20 protein-coding genes are annotated in these 17,958 nt (G+C 40.8%); 18 read left to right on the forward strand and 2 right to left on the reverse strand.

All coding sequences use genetic code 11. The features are described from left to right. Window positions 1-90: 90 nt before the first annotated feature. Complete coding sequence (locus ABC361_RS02340) at window positions 91-525, forward strand: GNAT family N-acetyltransferase (RefSeq protein WP_413072484.1); 435 nt, start codon at window positions 91-93, stop codon at window positions 523-525. 36 nt (window positions 526-561) lie between these two features. On the opposite strand, the gene ABC361_RS02345 is transcribed toward ABC361_RS02340, so the two are convergent. Beyond that, complete coding sequence (locus ABC361_RS02345; protein ID WP_413072485.1) at window positions 562-1,458, reverse strand: 3-hydroxyacyl-CoA dehydrogenase; 897 nt, start codon at window positions 1,456-1,458, stop codon at window positions 562-564. Between the two features lie 189 nt (window positions 1,459-1,647). Here ABC361_RS02345 and ABC361_RS02350 point away from each other — a divergent pair, with 189 nt between their 5' ends. Further along, the gene (locus tag ABC361_RS02350) at window positions 1,648-2,706 is read left to right on the forward strand and encodes a tartrate dehydrogenase (protein WP_413072486.1); all 1,059 of its coding nucleotides are present in this window, start codon (window positions 1,648-1,650) and stop codon (window positions 2,704-2,706) included. A 120-nt stretch (window positions 2,707-2,826) separates the two neighbouring features. Next, window positions 2,827-3,411 carry a CPBP family intramembrane glutamic endopeptidase gene (locus ABC361_RS02355; protein ID WP_413072487.1) on the forward strand — a complete coding sequence of 195 codons (585 nt, stop codon included), beginning with the start codon at window positions 2,827-2,829 and terminating at the stop codon, window positions 3,409-3,411. Between the two features lie 3 nt (window positions 3,412-3,414). On the opposite strand, the gene ABC361_RS02360 is transcribed toward ABC361_RS02355, so the two are convergent. Beyond that, window positions 3,415-3,879, reverse strand: a complete 465-nt coding sequence (locus tag ABC361_RS02360; protein WP_413072488.1) for a small multi-drug export protein — start codon at window positions 3,877-3,879, stop codon at window positions 3,415-3,417. Between the two features lie 186 nt (window positions 3,880-4,065). Between ABC361_RS02360 and ABC361_RS02365 the strand changes: the two genes are divergently transcribed. The 15 genes from ABC361_RS02365 to rbsB all read left to right on the forward strand — a co-directional run bounded on the left by ABC361_RS02365 (window position 4,066) and on the right by rbsB (window position 17,940). Beyond that, window positions 4,066-4,365, forward strand: coding sequence for a hypothetical protein (locus tag ABC361_RS02365; RefSeq protein ID WP_413072489.1), 300 nt, complete (start codon window positions 4,066-4,068; stop codon window positions 4,363-4,365). A 24-nt stretch (window positions 4,366-4,389) separates the two neighbouring features. After that, window positions 4,390-4,548 carry a hypothetical protein gene (locus tag ABC361_RS02370; protein ID WP_176554381.1) on the forward strand — a complete coding sequence of 53 codons (159 nt, stop codon included), beginning with the start codon at window positions 4,390-4,392 and terminating at the stop codon, window positions 4,546-4,548. Between the two features lie 10 nt (window positions 4,549-4,558). Further along, window positions 4,559-5,119 carry a hypothetical protein gene (locus ABC361_RS02375; RefSeq protein ID WP_413072490.1) on the forward strand — a complete coding sequence of 187 codons (561 nt, stop codon included), beginning with the start codon at window positions 4,559-4,561 and terminating at the stop codon, window positions 5,117-5,119. Window positions 5,120-5,209: 90 nt separating this feature from the next. Beyond that, window positions 5,210-6,124 (forward strand): substrate-binding domain-containing protein, encoded by a 915-nt coding sequence (locus ABC361_RS02380; protein ID WP_413072491.1) that lies wholly within the window; start codon window positions 5,210-5,212, stop codon window positions 6,122-6,124. Next, on the forward strand, window positions 6,121-7,560 hold the full coding sequence (locus ABC361_RS02385; RefSeq protein ID WP_413072492.1) for a sensor histidine kinase: 1,440 nt from the start codon (window positions 6,121-6,123) through the stop codon (window positions 7,558-7,560). Before ABC361_RS02380 ends, ABC361_RS02385 begins: the two co-directional genes overlap by 4 nt. Next, entirely contained in the window at window positions 7,557-8,912 is a 1,356-nt protein-coding gene (locus tag ABC361_RS02390) for a response regulator (RefSeq protein WP_413072493.1), read from the forward strand. Before ABC361_RS02385 ends, ABC361_RS02390 begins: the two co-directional genes overlap by 4 nt. A 106-nt stretch (window positions 8,913-9,018) precedes the next feature. Continuing rightward, entirely contained in the window at window positions 9,019-10,302 is a 1,284-nt protein-coding gene (locus tag ABC361_RS02395; protein WP_413072494.1) for an ABC transporter substrate-binding protein, read from the forward strand. Between the two features lie 73 nt (window positions 10,303-10,375). Beyond that, window positions 10,376-11,344, forward strand: coding sequence for a carbohydrate ABC transporter permease (locus tag ABC361_RS02400; protein WP_413072495.1), 969 nt, complete (start codon window positions 10,376-10,378; stop codon window positions 11,342-11,344). Continuing rightward, window positions 11,344-12,159, forward strand: a complete 816-nt coding sequence (locus ABC361_RS02405; protein ID WP_413072496.1) for a carbohydrate ABC transporter permease — start codon at window positions 11,344-11,346, stop codon at window positions 12,157-12,159. Before ABC361_RS02400 ends, ABC361_RS02405 begins: the two co-directional genes overlap by 1 nt. Window positions 12,160-12,272: 113 nt before the next feature. After that, window positions 12,273-13,262, forward strand: a complete 990-nt coding sequence (locus tag ABC361_RS02410) for a LacI family DNA-binding transcriptional regulator (RefSeq protein WP_413072497.1) — start codon at window positions 12,273-12,275, stop codon at window positions 13,260-13,262. Next, window positions 13,255-14,142 (forward strand): ribokinase, encoded by an 888-nt coding sequence (rbsK, locus tag ABC361_RS02415; RefSeq protein WP_413072498.1) that lies wholly within the window; start codon window positions 13,255-13,257, stop codon window positions 14,140-14,142. Before ABC361_RS02410 ends, rbsK begins: the two co-directional genes overlap by 8 nt. Window position 14,143: 1 nt before the next feature. Then, window positions 14,144-14,533: a D-ribose pyranase gene (gene rbsD / locus ABC361_RS02420; protein WP_413072499.1), complete on the forward strand. Its 390-nt coding sequence runs from the start codon at window positions 14,144-14,146 to the stop codon at window positions 14,531-14,533. Between the two features lie 15 nt (window positions 14,534-14,548). After that, the gene (locus tag ABC361_RS02425) at window positions 14,549-16,048 is read left to right on the forward strand and encodes a sugar ABC transporter ATP-binding protein (protein ID WP_413072500.1); all 1,500 of its coding nucleotides are present in this window, start codon (window positions 14,549-14,551) and stop codon (window positions 16,046-16,048) included. Further along, entirely contained in the window at window positions 16,035-16,979 is a 945-nt protein-coding gene (locus ABC361_RS02430) for an ABC transporter permease subunit (protein WP_099302941.1), read from the forward strand. The genes ABC361_RS02425 and ABC361_RS02430 overlap by 14 nt, the downstream gene beginning before the upstream one ends. 22 nt (window positions 16,980-17,001) lie before the next feature. Continuing rightward, a complete protein-coding gene (gene rbsB / locus ABC361_RS02435; protein WP_413072501.1) occupies window positions 17,002-17,940 on the forward strand; it encodes a ribose ABC transporter substrate-binding protein RbsB in 939 nt (312 codons plus the stop codon). Window positions 17,941-17,958: the final 18 nt, after the last annotated feature.

Raw genomic sequence — 17,958 nt, forward strand, 5'->3', positions numbered from 1 at the left:
TAGTATACCTAGTAAAAGATTTTCACGAAAGTACGCACTCTTTTGTAAGAAAGGTTCCAAAAAGATACCAAGCGGGGGAGGTGGTTATGTATGAAGTACATCGTTATTGAAGGTATGCCTGAAGAATCTAAAATGAGTGAAATCGAACAACTACATCTTCAGATCTTTACTGAAAATCGTTCACTCTATGAACGAATGCAGATGAAGCCTTTTTTGGTTATGCATCTTGCATATGATGCGCAAACGCTTGTCGGTTATAAAATTGGATACGAACGGTCTACGTCCATTTTTTATAGTTGGTTAGGTGGTGTGCATGCAGATTATCGTGGTAGAGGCATTGCGCTACAATTGATGAATCGGCAACATCTAAAAGCCAAAAAAGCTGGTTACTCGTTTATCGAGACAAAAACGATGAATCGCTGGCGCAACATGCTGATCGTCAACATTCAATTTGGGTTTGACGTGGTTGATGTGGAGAAAAAAGAGGGAGAAGAGCCAAAAATTCTTTTACGAAAACATTTATAAAGAACCCGCCAGCTTGAGCGAGCGAGTTCTTTTTTCTTATGCCTTTAAAAAGTCTTTTTCTAAATATGCAGGGTTTGGGTATTTATAGAAGCCTTCACCAGATTCTGTTCCTAATTTTCCTTTATCAATCATCTCTTCTTTTAGGAATTTCGCTACTTTTTGTGCTGCTTCATCACCAGCTTCACCTTTTGCATAACTAATGTTATAGGCTGTACGAATACCGACTGTATCAAGAATCGCAAATGGACCAGCTGGTGAACCTGTTGCGACCATCCATGTCTTATCGATCGTATGGGCGTCGGCGATATCATTCACAAGAAGCTCTTGTCCAGCATTTAAGAAAGGAACGAGCAGTGAGTTTAAGATATATCCAGGTTGTTCTTTGTAGATAGGAAGTGGCACCATGCCGATAGCTTCCGCAAATTCAACCAGCGCCTGAAACACGTGGTCATCTGTTCCTTCGTGCTTCATGATCTCGGCTGTGTTCTTTACACGGATGTCGTTTGCAAAGTGTAAAGCCAAGAATTTTTCTGGACGGCCTGTTTCTTTTGCAAACTGACTTGGGAGTAAAGTGGAGGTGTTTGTTGCGAATATCGTTTTATCGGGTGCCACCTCACCTAATTTTGTGTAAAAGTCTTTTTTTATGGCTAATTTTTCAGGAACCGCTTCAATAACTAAATCAGCATCTTGCACGGCCTCACTTAGATTTGCAGAAAACTGCATGCGCTCATAGCCTTGTTGAACATCTACATCGGTTAAATTAAAGTCTTGTTTGTAAAGCATCATTAATTTTTCCACACGCTCTTTTGCTTTATCAAGTGCTTCATCATTAATGTCATACACTGTGACTTGAAATCCTTTATACGCTGTTTGATAAGCAATTTGACTTCCTAAGACGCCACTTCCAGCTACCATCACGTGTGAAAATTTCATTGTTGTCATCTCCTAAATTCTATTGTGGACTTTATATATCTATTATGAGCGTCTTTTCCTAAAAAGAAAAGAATATTGCTTGAGTAGTATTCCCTCATTTATTTGAACGATGAATGACTTTTCGTGACGAATGCTTTCAAACAAGCTACACTAAAAGCAAGGTGTAGATAGAGAAATGGAGGAAGCCAAATGAAGACGTTACAGATTGCTAGTATCCCAGGGGACGGGATAGGAAAAGAGGTTGTCCCACAAGCAGAAAGAGTTTTGAAAGCGGTTGCCGAAATGCATGGAGGACTACAGTTTGAATTTACACAGTTCCCATGGAGTTGTGAGTACTATTTAGAACATGGTGTGATGATGCCTGAAGATGGGCTAGCGCAATTGAAGCCGTTTGATGCGATCTTTTTAGGGGCAGTAGGGAACCAGCACCTTGTTCCAGATCATATTTCTTTATGGGGGCTTCTAATCAATATACGTCGTGAGTTTGAACAAGTCATTAATATGCGACCAGCGAAGCAATTAGCAGGAATTCAATCTCCGTTAGTAAACCCGAAAGATTTTGACCTTGTTGTCATTCGAGAAAATAGTGAAGGCGAATATAGTGCTTCAGGTGGGCGCATCCATAGTAACGAAGATGAAATTGCAATTCAGAACGCCGTTTTCACACGTAAAGGAACGGAACGAGCGATGCGCTATGCTTTTGAAGTCGCAGCCAAACGAAGTGGGCGTGTAACAAGCGCGACCAAATCAAATGGTATTGTGCATTCCATGCCGTTTTGGGATCAAGTCTTTCATGAGGTAAGTCAATCATACCCTACTATTAAAACTGATTCGCAACACATTGATGCGCTAGCTGCTTTTTTTGTGACAAAGCCAGCTGAATTTGATGTGATTGTGGCATCGAATCTATTCGGAGATATTTTAACAGACATTGGCGCGGCGATTATGGGGAGCATTGGAATTGCGCCTGCCGCAAACATCAATGTAAATGGTAAATATCCGTCCATGTTTGAGCCGGTACATGGATCTGCGCCTGACATTGTCGGTCAAGGATTAGCAAACCCAATTGGACAAATTTGGACAGCGAAAATGATGCTTGACCATTTTGGCGAAATTGAACTTGGAACACATCTATTATCGTCGATTGAAGCAGTTACAAAGCAAGGCATCTTAACAGCAGATCTAGGGGGAAGTCATTCGACGGAAGCAGTGACAGATGCAATTATAAAAGAAGTTCAAAAGGGATAAGGGGTGTAAACAATGCCTGGTGACTCAAACCTAGCTTACTTGCTAGCCTTTGGGTCATTTTTTCAATTGTAGACAGATAGCGTACAATAGAAACAAGATTATCATGAAGGAGCGAGTTTGTTGACTGATGATAAACAAATTCAATGGGCTGTTTGGCAAGGGTTTTTAATTCTCGTTGCCATTGGATTGGTGTTAATCCTACTTTTTCGTTTTGGAGAAATGCTCCCTTTTTTACAGTCTTTGTTTGTTAGTGAAACGTATAGTTTTCTTTTTCAAGTCGTATCTGGACTCGTGGTTGGGTTGGTTGTTGCTTTCGTCACCCTAGGTGTCCTTAAGGTGACAAAAACAACGCTCCCTAGAAACGAATTAACGGATCTATTGCGAACGATGGTATCCTCTCCAGCAGGATTATTTGCAGTTGTCGTTGGTGCACCGGTTGTCGAGGAGTTTTTATTTCGTGGCGTGCTTATTGGTTTATTTGTAGACATCGCTCCTGTGTGGCTTTTAATTGGTGTCAATGCGCTTTTATTTATGCTTGTTCATGTTCCGCAATATCGAGGGCTACCTATTCTTCATTTCATTATCTTTTTCGTTGGTTTACTATTAGCCTATCTTTTCGTGGCAACAGGTGCGCTCATCGTGCCAATTCTTGTCCATTGCATCTATAATTTAATTGTTGGCATCGCGATGCGCAGAATGGTGTAGCACTTATAAATTGAGCCAGTCTTCAATCCAGTTTTCAGCAAAGAAGGAGAGTAAGGCGATGGTGATGGCATAGATGACAACGGCAAGACTGGTCCAGACAAAAGCTTTTCGTCTTGAAGTACCAAGAGGGACCATTCCTGCTGCTGTTAACTGGCTACTTAATAGAAAGCTACCAAAAAAAGAAAGCCCTACTGCACCAAATTTGTCATAGTACTTTCGCAAGGTTTCACTTCGTTTAGAAGGGCCTTTTTCTTTTCCACGTTGAAATCGAGCTAGTAATGATGTCAGTTTTTCTCCTAAAACAACAAAGAGTGTGAGCGAGAGAATATTCCCTGCTGTAGCGACAAGTGTAGCGATGATAGGATTTAAATCAAATAAAATAATTGCCACCGGAATCGTTAATAAAAATTCAATAAATGGGATCATCGCCCCAAAAAAGATCAAAAGGTATTCAGTTATAGCATTCATTTTCTGTGCTCCTATCTAACAAACATAAATGTCTGGTCCATTACTCCACGTTTATTTTCCCGGTAAATAAGACTTCTAATCCTTCCATTACGCAACAAAAGAAAAAATTGGAATATCGTCTAATAAGAAAAAGAATGATTGAGTATTCGTGATCATGGGTACGGAGTGAGAAGGAGGAATCGTCTTATGAACTTCATCTTAAATTTAGGTATCTTTTTACCAATTAGTATAGCCATTATTGGGTGGACAATTGCCATTATCTTTCGTCATCAGCCGACAAAAATTGTGTGGGTGGGAATTAGTAAAATTGTGCTTGCCTTCCTCTTGTTTATCATGTTAGTAATAGGAGAAGAGACGCAAACGAATGAAGTAGGATTAGGGATGGCAGGGTCATTCTATTTCTTTATTTTACTGCCAAGTGGCGTCATGACGCTCATCTTTGCATTTATTAGACAGTACAAGCATAGACGACCAAAAACAGAGTAATCGTAAATAAAAGAGGTGAGAAAGGTGTTGGATGCGGAAGAAAAAAAGCTTATTGAACAAGAGTTGGCTTTTTTAGAGCAATTAAAGCGAGAACGATGCCAACCTACTTGTCTTTTTCTATCCATTATTAATGAAGAGGTACGAGAAGTGAAGCGAGCATTAATAGGTCAGCCGAAAAGGTGAATTCAAGCGAATGAATACACATAAACAAGACGTATTAGCCACTGTTGCAGAAGCCCTTACAGAAAGAGGGGTTTCGTTTGGTGTTGGAGGATCGACGTTGCTTTCCTTGCATCAGGTAGTCGATGTTGTGAATGATCTTGACTTTATTCTATCTTTATCACATGTAGAGACAGCACAGCACTGCTTGAAAGCGTTAGGAAAAGAACTGCCAGTTACGCATAAAGAACCTTTTCGAACAACGTTTTTTTCAAGTTATTGTATCGAAAATGTCCAAATTGATGTAATGGCTGGGTTTGCGATTGCTCATGAGAACGGTCTCTACGAATTTTCATTTGATCAATCATCGATTGTAAACAAAAAGGGAGTACGCCAAAAGGAAATTCCGTTTATGTACTTGGAAGATTGGTATGTGTTTTATTTGTTGATGCCGAATCGGAAGGGGAAAATTCGTCAACTGGAAAACCATTTTCGGAATAAAGGTGTTCGGCACCCAGAAAAGCTACGGATCGCCCTACAACAACCATTACCTGTATCCGTTAGAGAAAAAGTAACAGATGTGTTAAACGCATAGAGCGCATTCTTCTATTTATTTTTATGGAGATAGCGCTCTTTTTCATGTGTATAATAGTCAGAACAATCTTAATAAAAGGAGGCAAGTGTCATGCGTACGTATAATCGCCTATATGGTTCTTTTGTATCTTTAAGCGTTATTCTTTTGATTTGTATGGCTTTAACCCTTTTTTTCGGGTATCAATCGTTTCATGTCGGTGAGGAAATTGAAGTTAAGCCGAACTATAGTAAGCATGTCGCCTTTATTGCGCTAGACAGAGGGAATGAATTTTGGCAACTGGTAGAACAGAGTGCAAGAGCTGAAGCAGAGCAAGCGGGAATCTATTTAGATGGCGTTGGACCAATGATTCATGATATGGAAGAAGGTCTGTTAGCGCTTGAACGTATGATTGCTACTGGTGTTGATGGAATTATCATGCAAGGACTTGAGGGAGAGAAAGCGAACGTGCTTGTTGATCAAGCAATTGAGAGAGGCATTTCTGTTGTGTTTGTACACAGCGATCAAGAAGACAGTCGAAGAAATCGTTTTGTTGGGAATGATCAATACGAAGAGGGAAAGAAAATTGGCGAAATGCTCAAAGCGGAACGAACGGGGGATGAGGAGATTGGGATTGTAATGGGTTCAATAGAGCTTATCGATCAACAAGAACGCTTAGCCGGTTTAAAAAAAGTCATTGAAAAAGAGGAGCATATTAATATTGTGGCAATGGTTGAAACCACTCATACTGAATTCTCTGCAACGCAGAAAACCTATGAAATGTTAAGAGAGAATCCAACGATAACGACTTTGATTAGCTTAAGCGAATTAAATGGAAGTGGAATGCTGCAAGGGGCAAATGAAGAGGTTTCTGAATCGGCTCTTACGATGTTTTTGTTCGATTATCAAGAAAGGGAAGCGTTAAACTCATTCGTATACACACAGTACACGTCGCCTGAAGAGCTCGGGGTTTTATCTGTAAGAGCGTGGCTAGACATTATTGAGGAAACTGAAAGGGATAAAAAATGAGTCGGTTGAAGACAATTCGTGGGAAATTATTTCTTTGCTTCTTTACCTTCATTGTGCTTTTTAACATGGTTGTTGTTTCTATTTATTGGAGTTCTCTGAAGTTAACAGAGGAGTATCATGAGGGGTTTGAAAGGTTATTGGCGTATAACCAAGTCTCACAACAGGCAAATGATTTATATGAAGCGACAAGAGCTTATCTTAGTGACCGGAATGAAGATCGATTACAAGACTATTATGAACAACGAACGAACATGAAACAGTCCATTTCAACCATATATGAGGGAGCGGACAATGTACCTCTCCACTTAAATACTTACTATCAATTGGTTCAATCCCATGTACAGAATAGTGAAGTTGCTGTTGGTTTTGTACTGCGTGATAACGTAGAAGGCTATCAATCTTTGCAAAACTTACAAAATACAACAAATTTCATTCAAGAAGATACGTTTGATTTAATTGATTTACAATTAACCGACTATCAAGACATGTACCAAGATTTAGCGAGACGTAATGAAGCATATATTTATTTTACGATATTTCTTATTTTATCAACACTTTGTATAGGGGGATTGATCACGTTGTGGGTGGCGAATTCCATCAATCGCCCGCTCGTGCATTTGACTGATTCCGCAAAAGAAGTGGCGAAAGGGAATTTTACGATTTCGCCTGTTGAAATTCGAACGAATGACGAGCTGAAGGTATTAGGAAATTCTTTTAATCGAATGTTAAAAGATTTGAATGTCTTCATAAGTGAAATGAAGGAAAAGGCTGAAATGACTCAATTAGTGAAGGAATTAGAATTCAAGCACCTTCAAAATCAAATGAATCCCCATTTCCTATTTAACACGCTAAATACTGTCTCAAAAATGGCATATTTAGAAAGTGCAGAGCGGACGTCACATCTAATTGAATCAGTATCAACGTTGTTGCGCTACAATTTAAGTCACACTAAATCCGACCCTGCCGTTCCATTGGCGGAGGAAGTGAACGTGGTTAAAAGCTATTTTCATATTCAAAGGACGCGATTTCGTGATCGAATTTCGTTCAAGCTTAACCTTGATGAGCGTTTGCTAAACCAGCATATTCCACGCCTAATCATCCAGCCGCTTATTGAGAACGCGTGTATTCATGGTGTTGAAGAACTTGAAGAAGGTGGCGAAATCGCGTTGAATATCTATAGCATAAATGAAGCGATAGTTATTGAAGTAATCGATAATGGGCAAGGAATAGCTTCTGAAAAATTGGCTTGTCTCCTAGAGGACCCTTTCAAAATGGACGAAGCGAGTGGACATTCGACGCAAATAGGAATCGCAAATGTTAAAAGGCGATTAGAATTATTTTTTCAACAAGGTCAATTGCTAACGATTCAATCAAAAGTAGGAGAGGGGACAAAGGTACAAATTAAAATTCCTTCTAAAAAGGCGGTGCTCGAATGAAAGTTCTAATTGCTGAAGATGAATGGTTGGAACGAGAAGCAATGGTAAAGTTTTTGCAAAGGCATGTCCCGGAAGTAACCGTTGTTGCTCAGGCTGAAAATGGCAGAAAAGCTATTAAACTTGCTAAAGAAACGCAGCCAGAACTGCTATTAATGGACATTAAAATGCCGGGACTGAACGGACTAGAAGCTATGTCGGCTATTCGAGAAATGTTGCCTTCTGCTCTATTTATAATAATTTCCGCTCATGACTCGTTTGCGTTTGCAAAAGAAGCCTTAACCCTTGGAGCAGTTGGCTATATCTTAAAACCAACCGGAAAAGAAGAACTGCTCGATATTATAACCTCTGCTCAAGCAAAAGTGAATGAGATGAAAATCTACCAGAAAAAAGAAACTGCTCAATTAGAAGAATTGTTGATGCACGGGATTGTCTACGGAAGTGGTCAAATTGAAGAATTGAAAGACAAGCTTTATTTGCAAGCAAAATCAGGCTGGATTATTGTAATGGAAATTGATGATATTGTTTGTACGTCCGATCTTAAAGAGCAACTAATGCGTTGGTCAGAGGCACGGGTTTTTCAATATGAGCACGACAAGAAGATGATCTTTTTGTTCTTATCAGAGCATAAGGATCCCTCAAACGATAAGCATAGATTGACCAAACGTCTATTATTTACATATGGAGAGGAGCTGAGACTTGGAGTAGGAAGTGTAAATACGAATCTATCGATCATGCAAGAGAGTTATTACGAGGCTTTGGCGATGATGCATAAGAAACAGAGTGGTTTTGATACAAATCAAATGCTCATGGCGTGCACGTCAATTTTACGTACCGGCGATAGAGGGAGATCGTTAGAGGCGTGTATACAATTCGTTCAAAACAAGGAGTCTGTGAACGAACAATTGTTTTACGCCACACAAACTCTTTTGATGGAGCGCAAGCTTTCAATAGGCGAATGTACAGTTGATCAGTTAAAAACAATCGACGACTGGATTTCGTATATAGAACGTTGTTGTGACCAGATGAAAAGTTATAACCAATCAATGAATCAAGTAGAGCGTGCAAAAGACTGGATTCAACAGAATGTGAATAAATCGATTACCTTAGATGATGCTGCTCGACATGTTCAATTAAGCCCGTCGTATTTTTCCTTCGTCTTTAAAGAAACAACTGGTGCTACTTTTACTGATTATGTAACAAACCATCGTCTTGAAAAAGCCATTAAATTGCTGATGGAAAACCAATATAGTTTAAAAGAGATTAGTTATATGGTCGGGTATAAGGATCCAAATTATTTTAGTAAAGTGTTTAAAAAACATTTCCACGTCTCTCCCAGTCATTATCGAACCTAAAATAATTCCTTATAATCATAAAAAATTGCAGATCCTTTCTGTTTTAGAGTGGGTCCTTCGTAATTATAATGATTATGAAAGCGTTAACATTAAGGGGGTATAGGAGATGAAACGAACATACAAATTCCTTTTTTCAATAGCAGCTCTTGGGTTACTAGCTACAGCGTGTAATGCTGATGAGGATACTGGTGCTGGAAATGGGAGTAGTGGCGGCAATGATCAAGGAGAAATCGAAATTTTTAGCTGGTGGACAGGTGCTGGCGAGGAAGACGGCTTATTAGCATTAATCGATTATTTTGAAGAGGAATATCCAGAACTTACGGTTGTGAATGCTGCGGTTGCTGGAGGAGCTGGGACAAACGCGAAAGCAGTGCTGGCTACGCGCATGCAAGGAAACGATCCACCATCAACTTTTCAAGTACATGCAGGTGAAGAGTTAATCCAAACGTGGGTTGCAGCAGGTATGATGGAACCGTTAAATGAGTTTTATGATGAACACGATTTACTAGATAAATTCCCAGAAGAATTAATTGAAATGGTTAGTGATGAGGGCGATATTTATTCTGTGCCTATGAATATTCATCGGAGCAATGTCGTCTTCTACAATCGAAGTGTGTTTGAAGAACACAATCTTGAGATCCCAACGTCTTTAGAAGAATTAATGGACGTTGCTGAAACGCTGCAAGACGCTGATATTACGCCAATCGCACTTGGAGATCAAGAGCCTTGGACAGCAACGCATTTATTTGAAAATGTATTATTAGCTGAATTAGGTCCTGATTCGTACAATCGTCTATGGCAAGGGGAACTTTCCTTTGAAGACGAGAGTGTTGTTCAAGCTGCAAATCAATTTGCTGAATTGCTGGATTACGTAAATCCTGATCATGCTTCAAGAAACTGGCAAGATTCAGCCCAGCTTGTTGGTGAGGGAGAAGCAGCGATGATTAATATGGGTGATTGGGCTCATGGGTATCTTTTAAATGATTTAGATCTTGAAGTGAATGAAGACTATGGATACTTTCCATTCCCTGGTACGGAAGGGAGTTTTAACGTAGTAAGCGATACATTTGGTTTACCGACAGGTGTTGAGAATCCGGATGAAGTGAAAGAATTTCTTAGTGTGTTGGCAACACCTGAAGCACAAGATATTTTCAACCCGTTAAAAGGAGGAATTCCAGCAAGAGTTGATGCCGACGAGAGTCAGTATGATGTGTATGGGCAATCAGCTATCGACGATTTCAGAAATGGTGTACTCACACCGAGTTTGGCACATGGTTCAGCCATGTCAGAAGGGTACTTAACTCAAGCAAATCAAGCCGTGAACATTTTTGTGACCCAAAAAGATGTAGATCGTTTTGTAGAATCACTTGAAAGTGCAAGAGACGAATAAATAAAGGTTGCTATAAAAGGTGATGAGAATTGTTAAATCCTTCTCATCCCTTTTTTAAAAGGAGGGTTTATGAATGAAGCAAGCACCTTCGTCCCTTGTGAAAACAGAATCCATCATTTCACCAAAAAGGAAAAAAAAACGGTCTACGGATCAATGGACAGCCATCGCTTTTCTCCTTCCATCCTTAGTGTTAATTGCGATTTTTGTCTATGGATTTATTAGCTGGACTGGATATGTTTCCCTTAGCAATTGGAACACGTTAGCTCCTGATTTTTCATTTGCTGGTTTATCGAATTACACTCGTTTATTTGATGATTTTCGTTTCCAATCAGGATTACGAAATACGTTATTCTTCACAATCTTTTTTATTGCAGGTGTCATTACACTAGGTTTGAGCATTGCCATTATGTTAGATAAGAAGATGTTTGGAGAAGGCTTCTTTCGTAATATCTTCTTATTTCCAATGGCGCTTTCATTTGTTGTGACAGGCGTTATCTGGCAGTGGTTATTAAACCCTTCTACAGGATTTAATGATTTTCTCGCATACTTTAATATTCAACCTTTATGGTATACAGATACAACGATTATTGGGGGATTTCAGTGGGGACAAATTGAATTTGGGATACCAGTTGCAATCTTAGCCGTTGTTCTAGCTGCAATTTGGCAAATGACCGGTTTTTCACTGGCCATGTACCTTGCTGGTTTGAGGGGGATTCCAGATGAGTTACGCGAAGCTGCTCGAGTAGATGGTGCGACAGAAGCTCAAGTGTACTGGAAAATTGTTATTCCTATGCTCCACCCGATTACGTTAAGTGTTGTTATTATTATGGCTCATATTTCGTTGAAGATCTTTGACCTCGTTTATGCGATGACCGGTCCAGGAGCAAATTTTGTGACGGATGTACCTGGTTTGTATATGTTTGAGACAACATTTCGAGGAAATTACTATGCTCAGGGAGCTGCAATTGCAATGATTATGTTGTTCTTTGTTGCACTATTTATCGTTCCATATCTTTGGAATAATCGGAGGAGGGAAAGCTAATGCGCACGTTTATTCAACTGCCGAAGTATGTGTTACTAACTGCGCTAGCAATCTTTTTTCTATCGCCGATTTATGTCATACTCGTCACAAGTTTAAAACCACTACAAGAAGTATCGTTGAGTGCGATGTGGTCCTTGCCTTCTACCCTTGATTTCTCAAGCTATGCTTTAGCATTTGAAGCACTGGCGCCTCATTTTATGAATACAATCTATCTAGTTATTCCAGCAACGATTTTATCTGCTTTACTAGGTGCGATGAATGGCTATGTGCTCTCGAAATGGCGTTTTAAAGGTTCGGAAGTTTTATTTACTTGCATGTTATTCGGTATGTTTATCCCGTACCAGAGTATTTTAATTCCTCTCATTCAATTTTTGCGTTCTGTTGAGCTTTATAACACGATCCCAGGTCTTATACTTGCTCACGTAGTTTATGGTTTGCCAATCACAACGCTGATGTTTCGAAACTTTTATGCAACTATACCGGATACGATGATTGAAGCTGCAAAAGTGGATGGGGCAAGTTTTCTAGGTATCTTTCGCAGAATTATTCTACCTCTATCAGTAACTGGATTTGTTGTTGTGGCCATTTGGCAGTTTACAAACATCTGGAATGAGTTTTTGTTTGCTGTGACAATTACCAATTCCGGTAGCCAACCAATTATGGTAGCTTTGCAAAATTTATCAGGCAGTCAGATTGTGCAATGGAATGTGCAAATGGCTGGCGCATTGCTCGCTGCGTTACCAACTTTACTTGTTTATATTCTTTTAGGGAAATATTTTGTAAGAGGGTTATTAGCAGGATCGGTAAAAGGATAAAAACCAACTCCACTTCTATACAGAAGTGGAGTTTTTACATAATTTAGAAATTGACAAGGTGTCACGTCGAGACTATACTATGTGTAACCGGTTACACATTAAGGGGTAGAACGATGACAACAATTAGAGATGTAGCAAAATACGCGAATGTATCTGTCGCTACAGTCTCGCGTGTGTTAAATAATAAAGGGTATGTGAGTAAAGTAGCTGAAGAGGCTGTGCAACAGGCAATTGCGGCATTAAATTATAAGCCAAATGCGGTCGCTCGGTCACTTTACAATAAGAAATCACGAATGATTGGGCTACTGATTCCCGATATAGCAAATCCTTTCTTTCCTGAAGTCGCCCGTGCAATTGAAGATGTTGCTTTAAAGGCTGGTTATACAGTCGTTTTATGCAATACAGATAGCGAATTAGAGAAAGAACGTCATTACTTAAATACATTAGAACAGAAATATGTTGACGGCATTATTGCGGCCACGGGTGTGGGGAGCTACGAACATTATAAAGGGTTAAATGTCCCGATTGTTGCTCTCGATCGTTATATTAGTGAAGATGTCACGACAGTCATGGTCGAAAATAAACAAGGTGCTAGGATTGCGACCGAACACCTTGTTGAACAAGGGTGTACGTACCTCGTTCATCTAAGAGGGAGAAGTGGACTTGGTACAGCCGATGATCGGTATGAAGGGTTTAAAGAAACGGTCGAACGATACAACGTCAAACATATCATTGTTGAAACCGGCTTTAATATTCATACTGCTGAAGCGGAAATGCGGAAATTATTAAGCCAACAACCTGAAATAGACGGCATTTTTGCAGGTAGTGATGTGACGGCGGCAGGCGCAATGAAAGCAGCCCATACACTTAAGCGTGCAATCCCAGAAGATCTACAAATCATCGGATTTGACGGAATCGCGTACGGCGAGATGCTAAGTCCATCACTATCAACGATGAAACAACCGATTTATCGCATCGGTGAAAAAGCGATTACGTTACTGATTGAGCAAATCGAAAAGAAGAAGGTGGAAACACACCACTATGTGTTTCCGCCTGTCTTGCAACTACGTGGGACGACAAAGCGAGGGAAGTCATATGAATAAACCGAAAGTTACGGTCATTGGAAGCATAAACATGGACATGGTCACGACAACGCCACGTGTACCAAACCAAGGAGAAACAATCATAGGCGAAGCGTTTCAGACAGCTTTCGGCGGAAAAGGCGCTAATCAAGCAGTTGCCGCAGCCCGTTTAGGTGCAGACGTAACGATGATTGGTCGTGTTGGGGACGATGCATTCGGACGACTCCTTTTAGAGGGTTTGCAAAAAGAAGGCATTCACACATCGAGCGTCGTGGCTGTGGAAAAGGAGAGCTCAGGTGTAGCGACGATTCTTCTTTCAGAGAAAGATAATCGTATCATTGTTACACCAGGTGCAAACCATTATGTTGATCAAGCGTATCTTGAAGCGTACCGGTCAACGATTAAAGAAAGTGATCTCGTGCTTGTCCAATTAGAAATTCCGCTGGATGCGGTTGACTATGCAATGAACATCTGTCAGGAGGAAGGCGTGCCGGTTATGTTAAACCCAGCACCAGCTCAAACGCTTTCACTTGAAACGTATAAGCAAGCGACTTATCTGACACCAAACGAAAGTGAATACAACGAACTTTTTCTAACGCTTGATGATCAATTAAAAGATAAGCTCATCGTGACACAAGGGTCAAACGGTGTGAAGTGGATGGAACAGGGGATTGAAAAATGGGTCGCGGGCCATCAAGTAAATGTTGTTGATACAACAGGAGCAGGCGATACGTTTAATGGCGCCCTTGCCGTCGCAATCGCCCGTAAGGAACCGTTAGAAAATGCCGTTCTGTTTGCAAATGCGGCGGCGGCGTTGTCTGTACAAGCGTTCGGTGCACAAATGGGGATGCCGACAGAAGAACACGTACACAGATTCTTGAAGGAAGCTGGAGGGAGATAGGATGAAGAAGACTGGCATACTGAATCGAGATATTGCAAGGATTTTGGCAACGCTAGGTCATACAGATCATATTGTCATTGCAGATTGTGGGCTCCCAATCCCTTCAGGCGTTGAATGTATTGATTTATCGCTTCGGAAAGGGTTTCCTTCCTTTATTGATGTGTTAGAAGAAGTGCTTGAAGATATGGAAGTAGAAGCGATGATTGCAGCGGAAGAAGTAAGTGAACAGAATCCGTGTATTCATGCCGCTATTCAAAGCAAAGGGGTGCCAACCTACTACTTGCCACATCAAGATTTGAAAGTCGAAACCGCCAAAGCGAAAGCCGTTATTCGGACTGGGGAGTCTACACCTTTTGCTAACGTCATTTTACGAGCAGGCGTTTTATTCTAAAGGGGGTACAAGCGTTTGATTGTTGAAATGGAGAACATTAATAAAGCATTTAGCGGAAATCAAGTGTTAAAAGACGTCTTCTTTTCGTTGGAAAAAGGAGAAATTCACGCACTTATGGGTGAAAATGGCGCGGGAAAATCAACATTGATGAAGATCTTGACCGGAATCTATCCTCGTGATGGCGGCAATGTTCGTGTGAAAGGAAGAGATGTGTCTTATGCTCATCCAAAAGACGCGGAAGACGATGGGATTACCGTTATTCACCAAGAATTAAATATTTTACCTGAACTTTCAGTAGCAGAGAACTTGTTTTTAGGAAATGAACAAACTGTTTGGAAAACCGGATGGTTAAAAACAAAGGAAATGAATCGTTTAGCTGAAGAACAATTAGCAGAACTAGGTCTTCATATAAAGGCGACTGAACGCGCCGGGAATTTATCTGTTGGTAAACAGCAAATTATTGAAATTGCCAAAGCGCTTATGACCGATGCGGACGTTATTATTATGGACGAGCCTACAGCCGCTTTGACTGATCGAGAGATTGATACGCTTTTTGAAGTTGTGAGAGGTCTTCAGGCAAAAGGTGTGACATTTGTCTATATTTCGCATCGCATGGAAGAGATTTTTTCCCTTTGTCAGCGAATTACGGTGCTAAGAGACGGTCAGTATGTGGCAACACAGGTTATTAAGGAAACGAACTTTGATGAGATTGTCCGACTCATGGTTGGTCGTGAGTTAGGTGGGCGCTTTCCAGATTACGATTTACAACCTGGAGAGGTCAAGTTAGCTGTGAAGGGAATCTCTCGAGAAGGAGAATTTGAAAGCGTCTCCTTCGACGTCAGAGCGGGTGAAATTTTTGGCATTGCTGGATTAATGGGTGCTGGTCGGTCGGAAGTAGTTGAGAGCCTATTTGGTTATCGTAAGATCGCTATTGGCACAGTTGAAATAGACGGCAAGCCAGTAATCTTTAAAAAACCTGTTCAAGCGATTGAAAAAGGCATTGGTTTTGTATCAGAGGATCGTAAATCAAAAGGATTGATCGTCGATTTTTCTGTGCGAGACAATATTAGCCTAACAAATTTGAGTGCGGTTTCATCATCGGGCATGATGCTGCGGACAAAAGAACAGCAGCTTTATGAAGAGCTAGTAAAGAAACTTGGCGTACGTACGTCTGGCCCGAATCAGCAAGCGAAATCTCTAAGTGGAGGAAACCAGCAAAAGGTCGTCATCGCAAAATGGCTTGGGATTAAACCGAAAGTCCTGATTTTGGATGAACCTACCCGTGGTGTGGACGTAGGGGCTAAAAAAGAAATTTATACGATTATGAACGAATTAGCAAAACAAGGGGTTGCGATTTTGATGGTGTCGTCAGAATTACCGGAAGTCATTGGATTAAGTAGTCGAGTTGGCGTCATGTTTGAAGGCAAGATGCTGAAGATTCTTGATCGCCATGAGTTAACGGAAGAAGCCATCATGCATGAAGCGACTGGAGGAGAAAAACATGTTCGACAATAAAAGATTTAAAGCACTTGCTGCAACGCTTGGTCCGTTTATTGGCTTATTTTTAATTATTCTTGTTATTAGCATTTTAAATCCAAGCTTTCTTTCGACGGCGAACTTGTTAAATGTCCTTAGACAAGTGTCGATTAACGCATTAATTGCATTTGGAATGACGTTTGTCATTTTAACAGGTGGAATTGATTTATCCGTTGGTGCCATTCTTGCTTTTTCTGGTGCAGTGACGGCTACAATGCTTGCGTCAGGCGTGGATCCTGTCCTCGCGATTCTTGTTGGATTGCTTGTTGGGGCAATTTTAGGTGCTATTAACGGCATCATTATCGCAAAAGGAAAGGTAGCCCCTTTTATCGCCACGCTTGCGACAATGACGATTTATCGTGGTGCAACCTTAATGTTCACTGATGGTCGCCCGGTTTCTGGTCTAGGTGACTCAACGTTGTTCCAAATGATTGGCGGTGGCTACTTCTTTGGCATTCCGATGCCTGCCATTACAATGCTGATAAGTTTTCTAATCCTCTACTTTATTTTAAAGAAAACGACGTTTGGCCGTCGAGTGTACGCGGTAGGTGGGAATGAAGAGGCATCCATCTTATCTGGAATCAAAGTGGATCGAATTAAAATTTATGTCTACTCGTTAACGGGATTTTTGGCAGCGGTTGCAGGTGTGATATTAACATCCCGTTTAAATTCTGCTCAGCCTACAGCAGGGACGATGTACGAATTAGATGCCATTGCTGCTGTTGTGTTAGGTGGAACAAGTTTAACAGGTGGTAGAGGTTGGATTGTAGGAACACTTATCGGTGCTTTAATCATCGGTGTTTTAAATAATGGTTTAAATTTACTAGGTGTCAGTTCATTTTTTCAACAAGTCGTAAAAGGAAGCGTTATTTTGCTAGCAGTCTTACTAGATCGTAGAAAAACCGCTTAATTAAATTAGAGGAGAGATCATGATGAAAAAATTAACATTAACATTCGCAACAGTAGGATTAGCGGCATTTTTAGGAGCATGTTCGATGGATTCACCAGGTTCAGACGATGCGGAAAACGGCAACAGCTCAGGGGACAGCGAAGAAAACGGTGAATTCACAGTTGGTTTATCCGTATCGACATTAAATAATCCATTCTTTGTTACATTGGAAGACGGAGCTGTTGAAAAAGCAGAAGAATTGGGAATGAATATTGAAACCGTTGATGCGCAAGACGATAGTTCCAAACAAGTGAATGACGTAGAGGATTTAATTCAACGTGGAGTCGATTTAATTTTGATTAATCCAACTGATTCATCGGCTGTATCCGCAGCGATTCAATCTGCTAATGATGCAGGCATTCCAGTTATTACGGTTGACCGTGATGCAGAGGGCGGAGAGGTTGTCACGCATATCGCTTCAGACAATGTTGCAGGAGGGGAGATGGCTGGAGAATATTTACTCGAGCTAGTAGGGGAAGGGGCTCTTGTTGCTGAATTAGAGGGAATTCCTGGTGCTTCTGCCGCTCGTGAAAGAGGAGAAGGCTTTCACAATGTTGCGCAAGAATCGCTTGATATTGCAACGAGCCAGCCAGCGAATTTTGACCGTGCAGAAGGGTTAACAGTTATGGAAAATATTCTTCAAAGTAATCCAGATATCGAGGGAGTATTTGCTCATAACGACGAAATGGCATTAGGTGCGCTTGAGGCCATTTCAGCAGCAGGTCGTGATGACATTGTTGTGGTAGGTTTTGACGCTACCGATGATGCAGTAGCTTCCGTTGAGAATGAAGAACTTGCTGGAACGATTGCACAACAACCTACACTTATTGGGGAAGAAGCTGTCCAAGCGGCATATTCCGTGCTCAATGACGAAGAGGTAGAAGACTTTATTCCTGTCGAACTTGAGTTGATTAGCCAATAATAAAGGACTCACGCTCCT

The organism is Shouchella phoenicis, from assembly GCF_047238345.1.
Lineage (GTDB): Bacteria > Bacillota > Bacilli > Bacillales > Bacillaceae_D > Shouchella.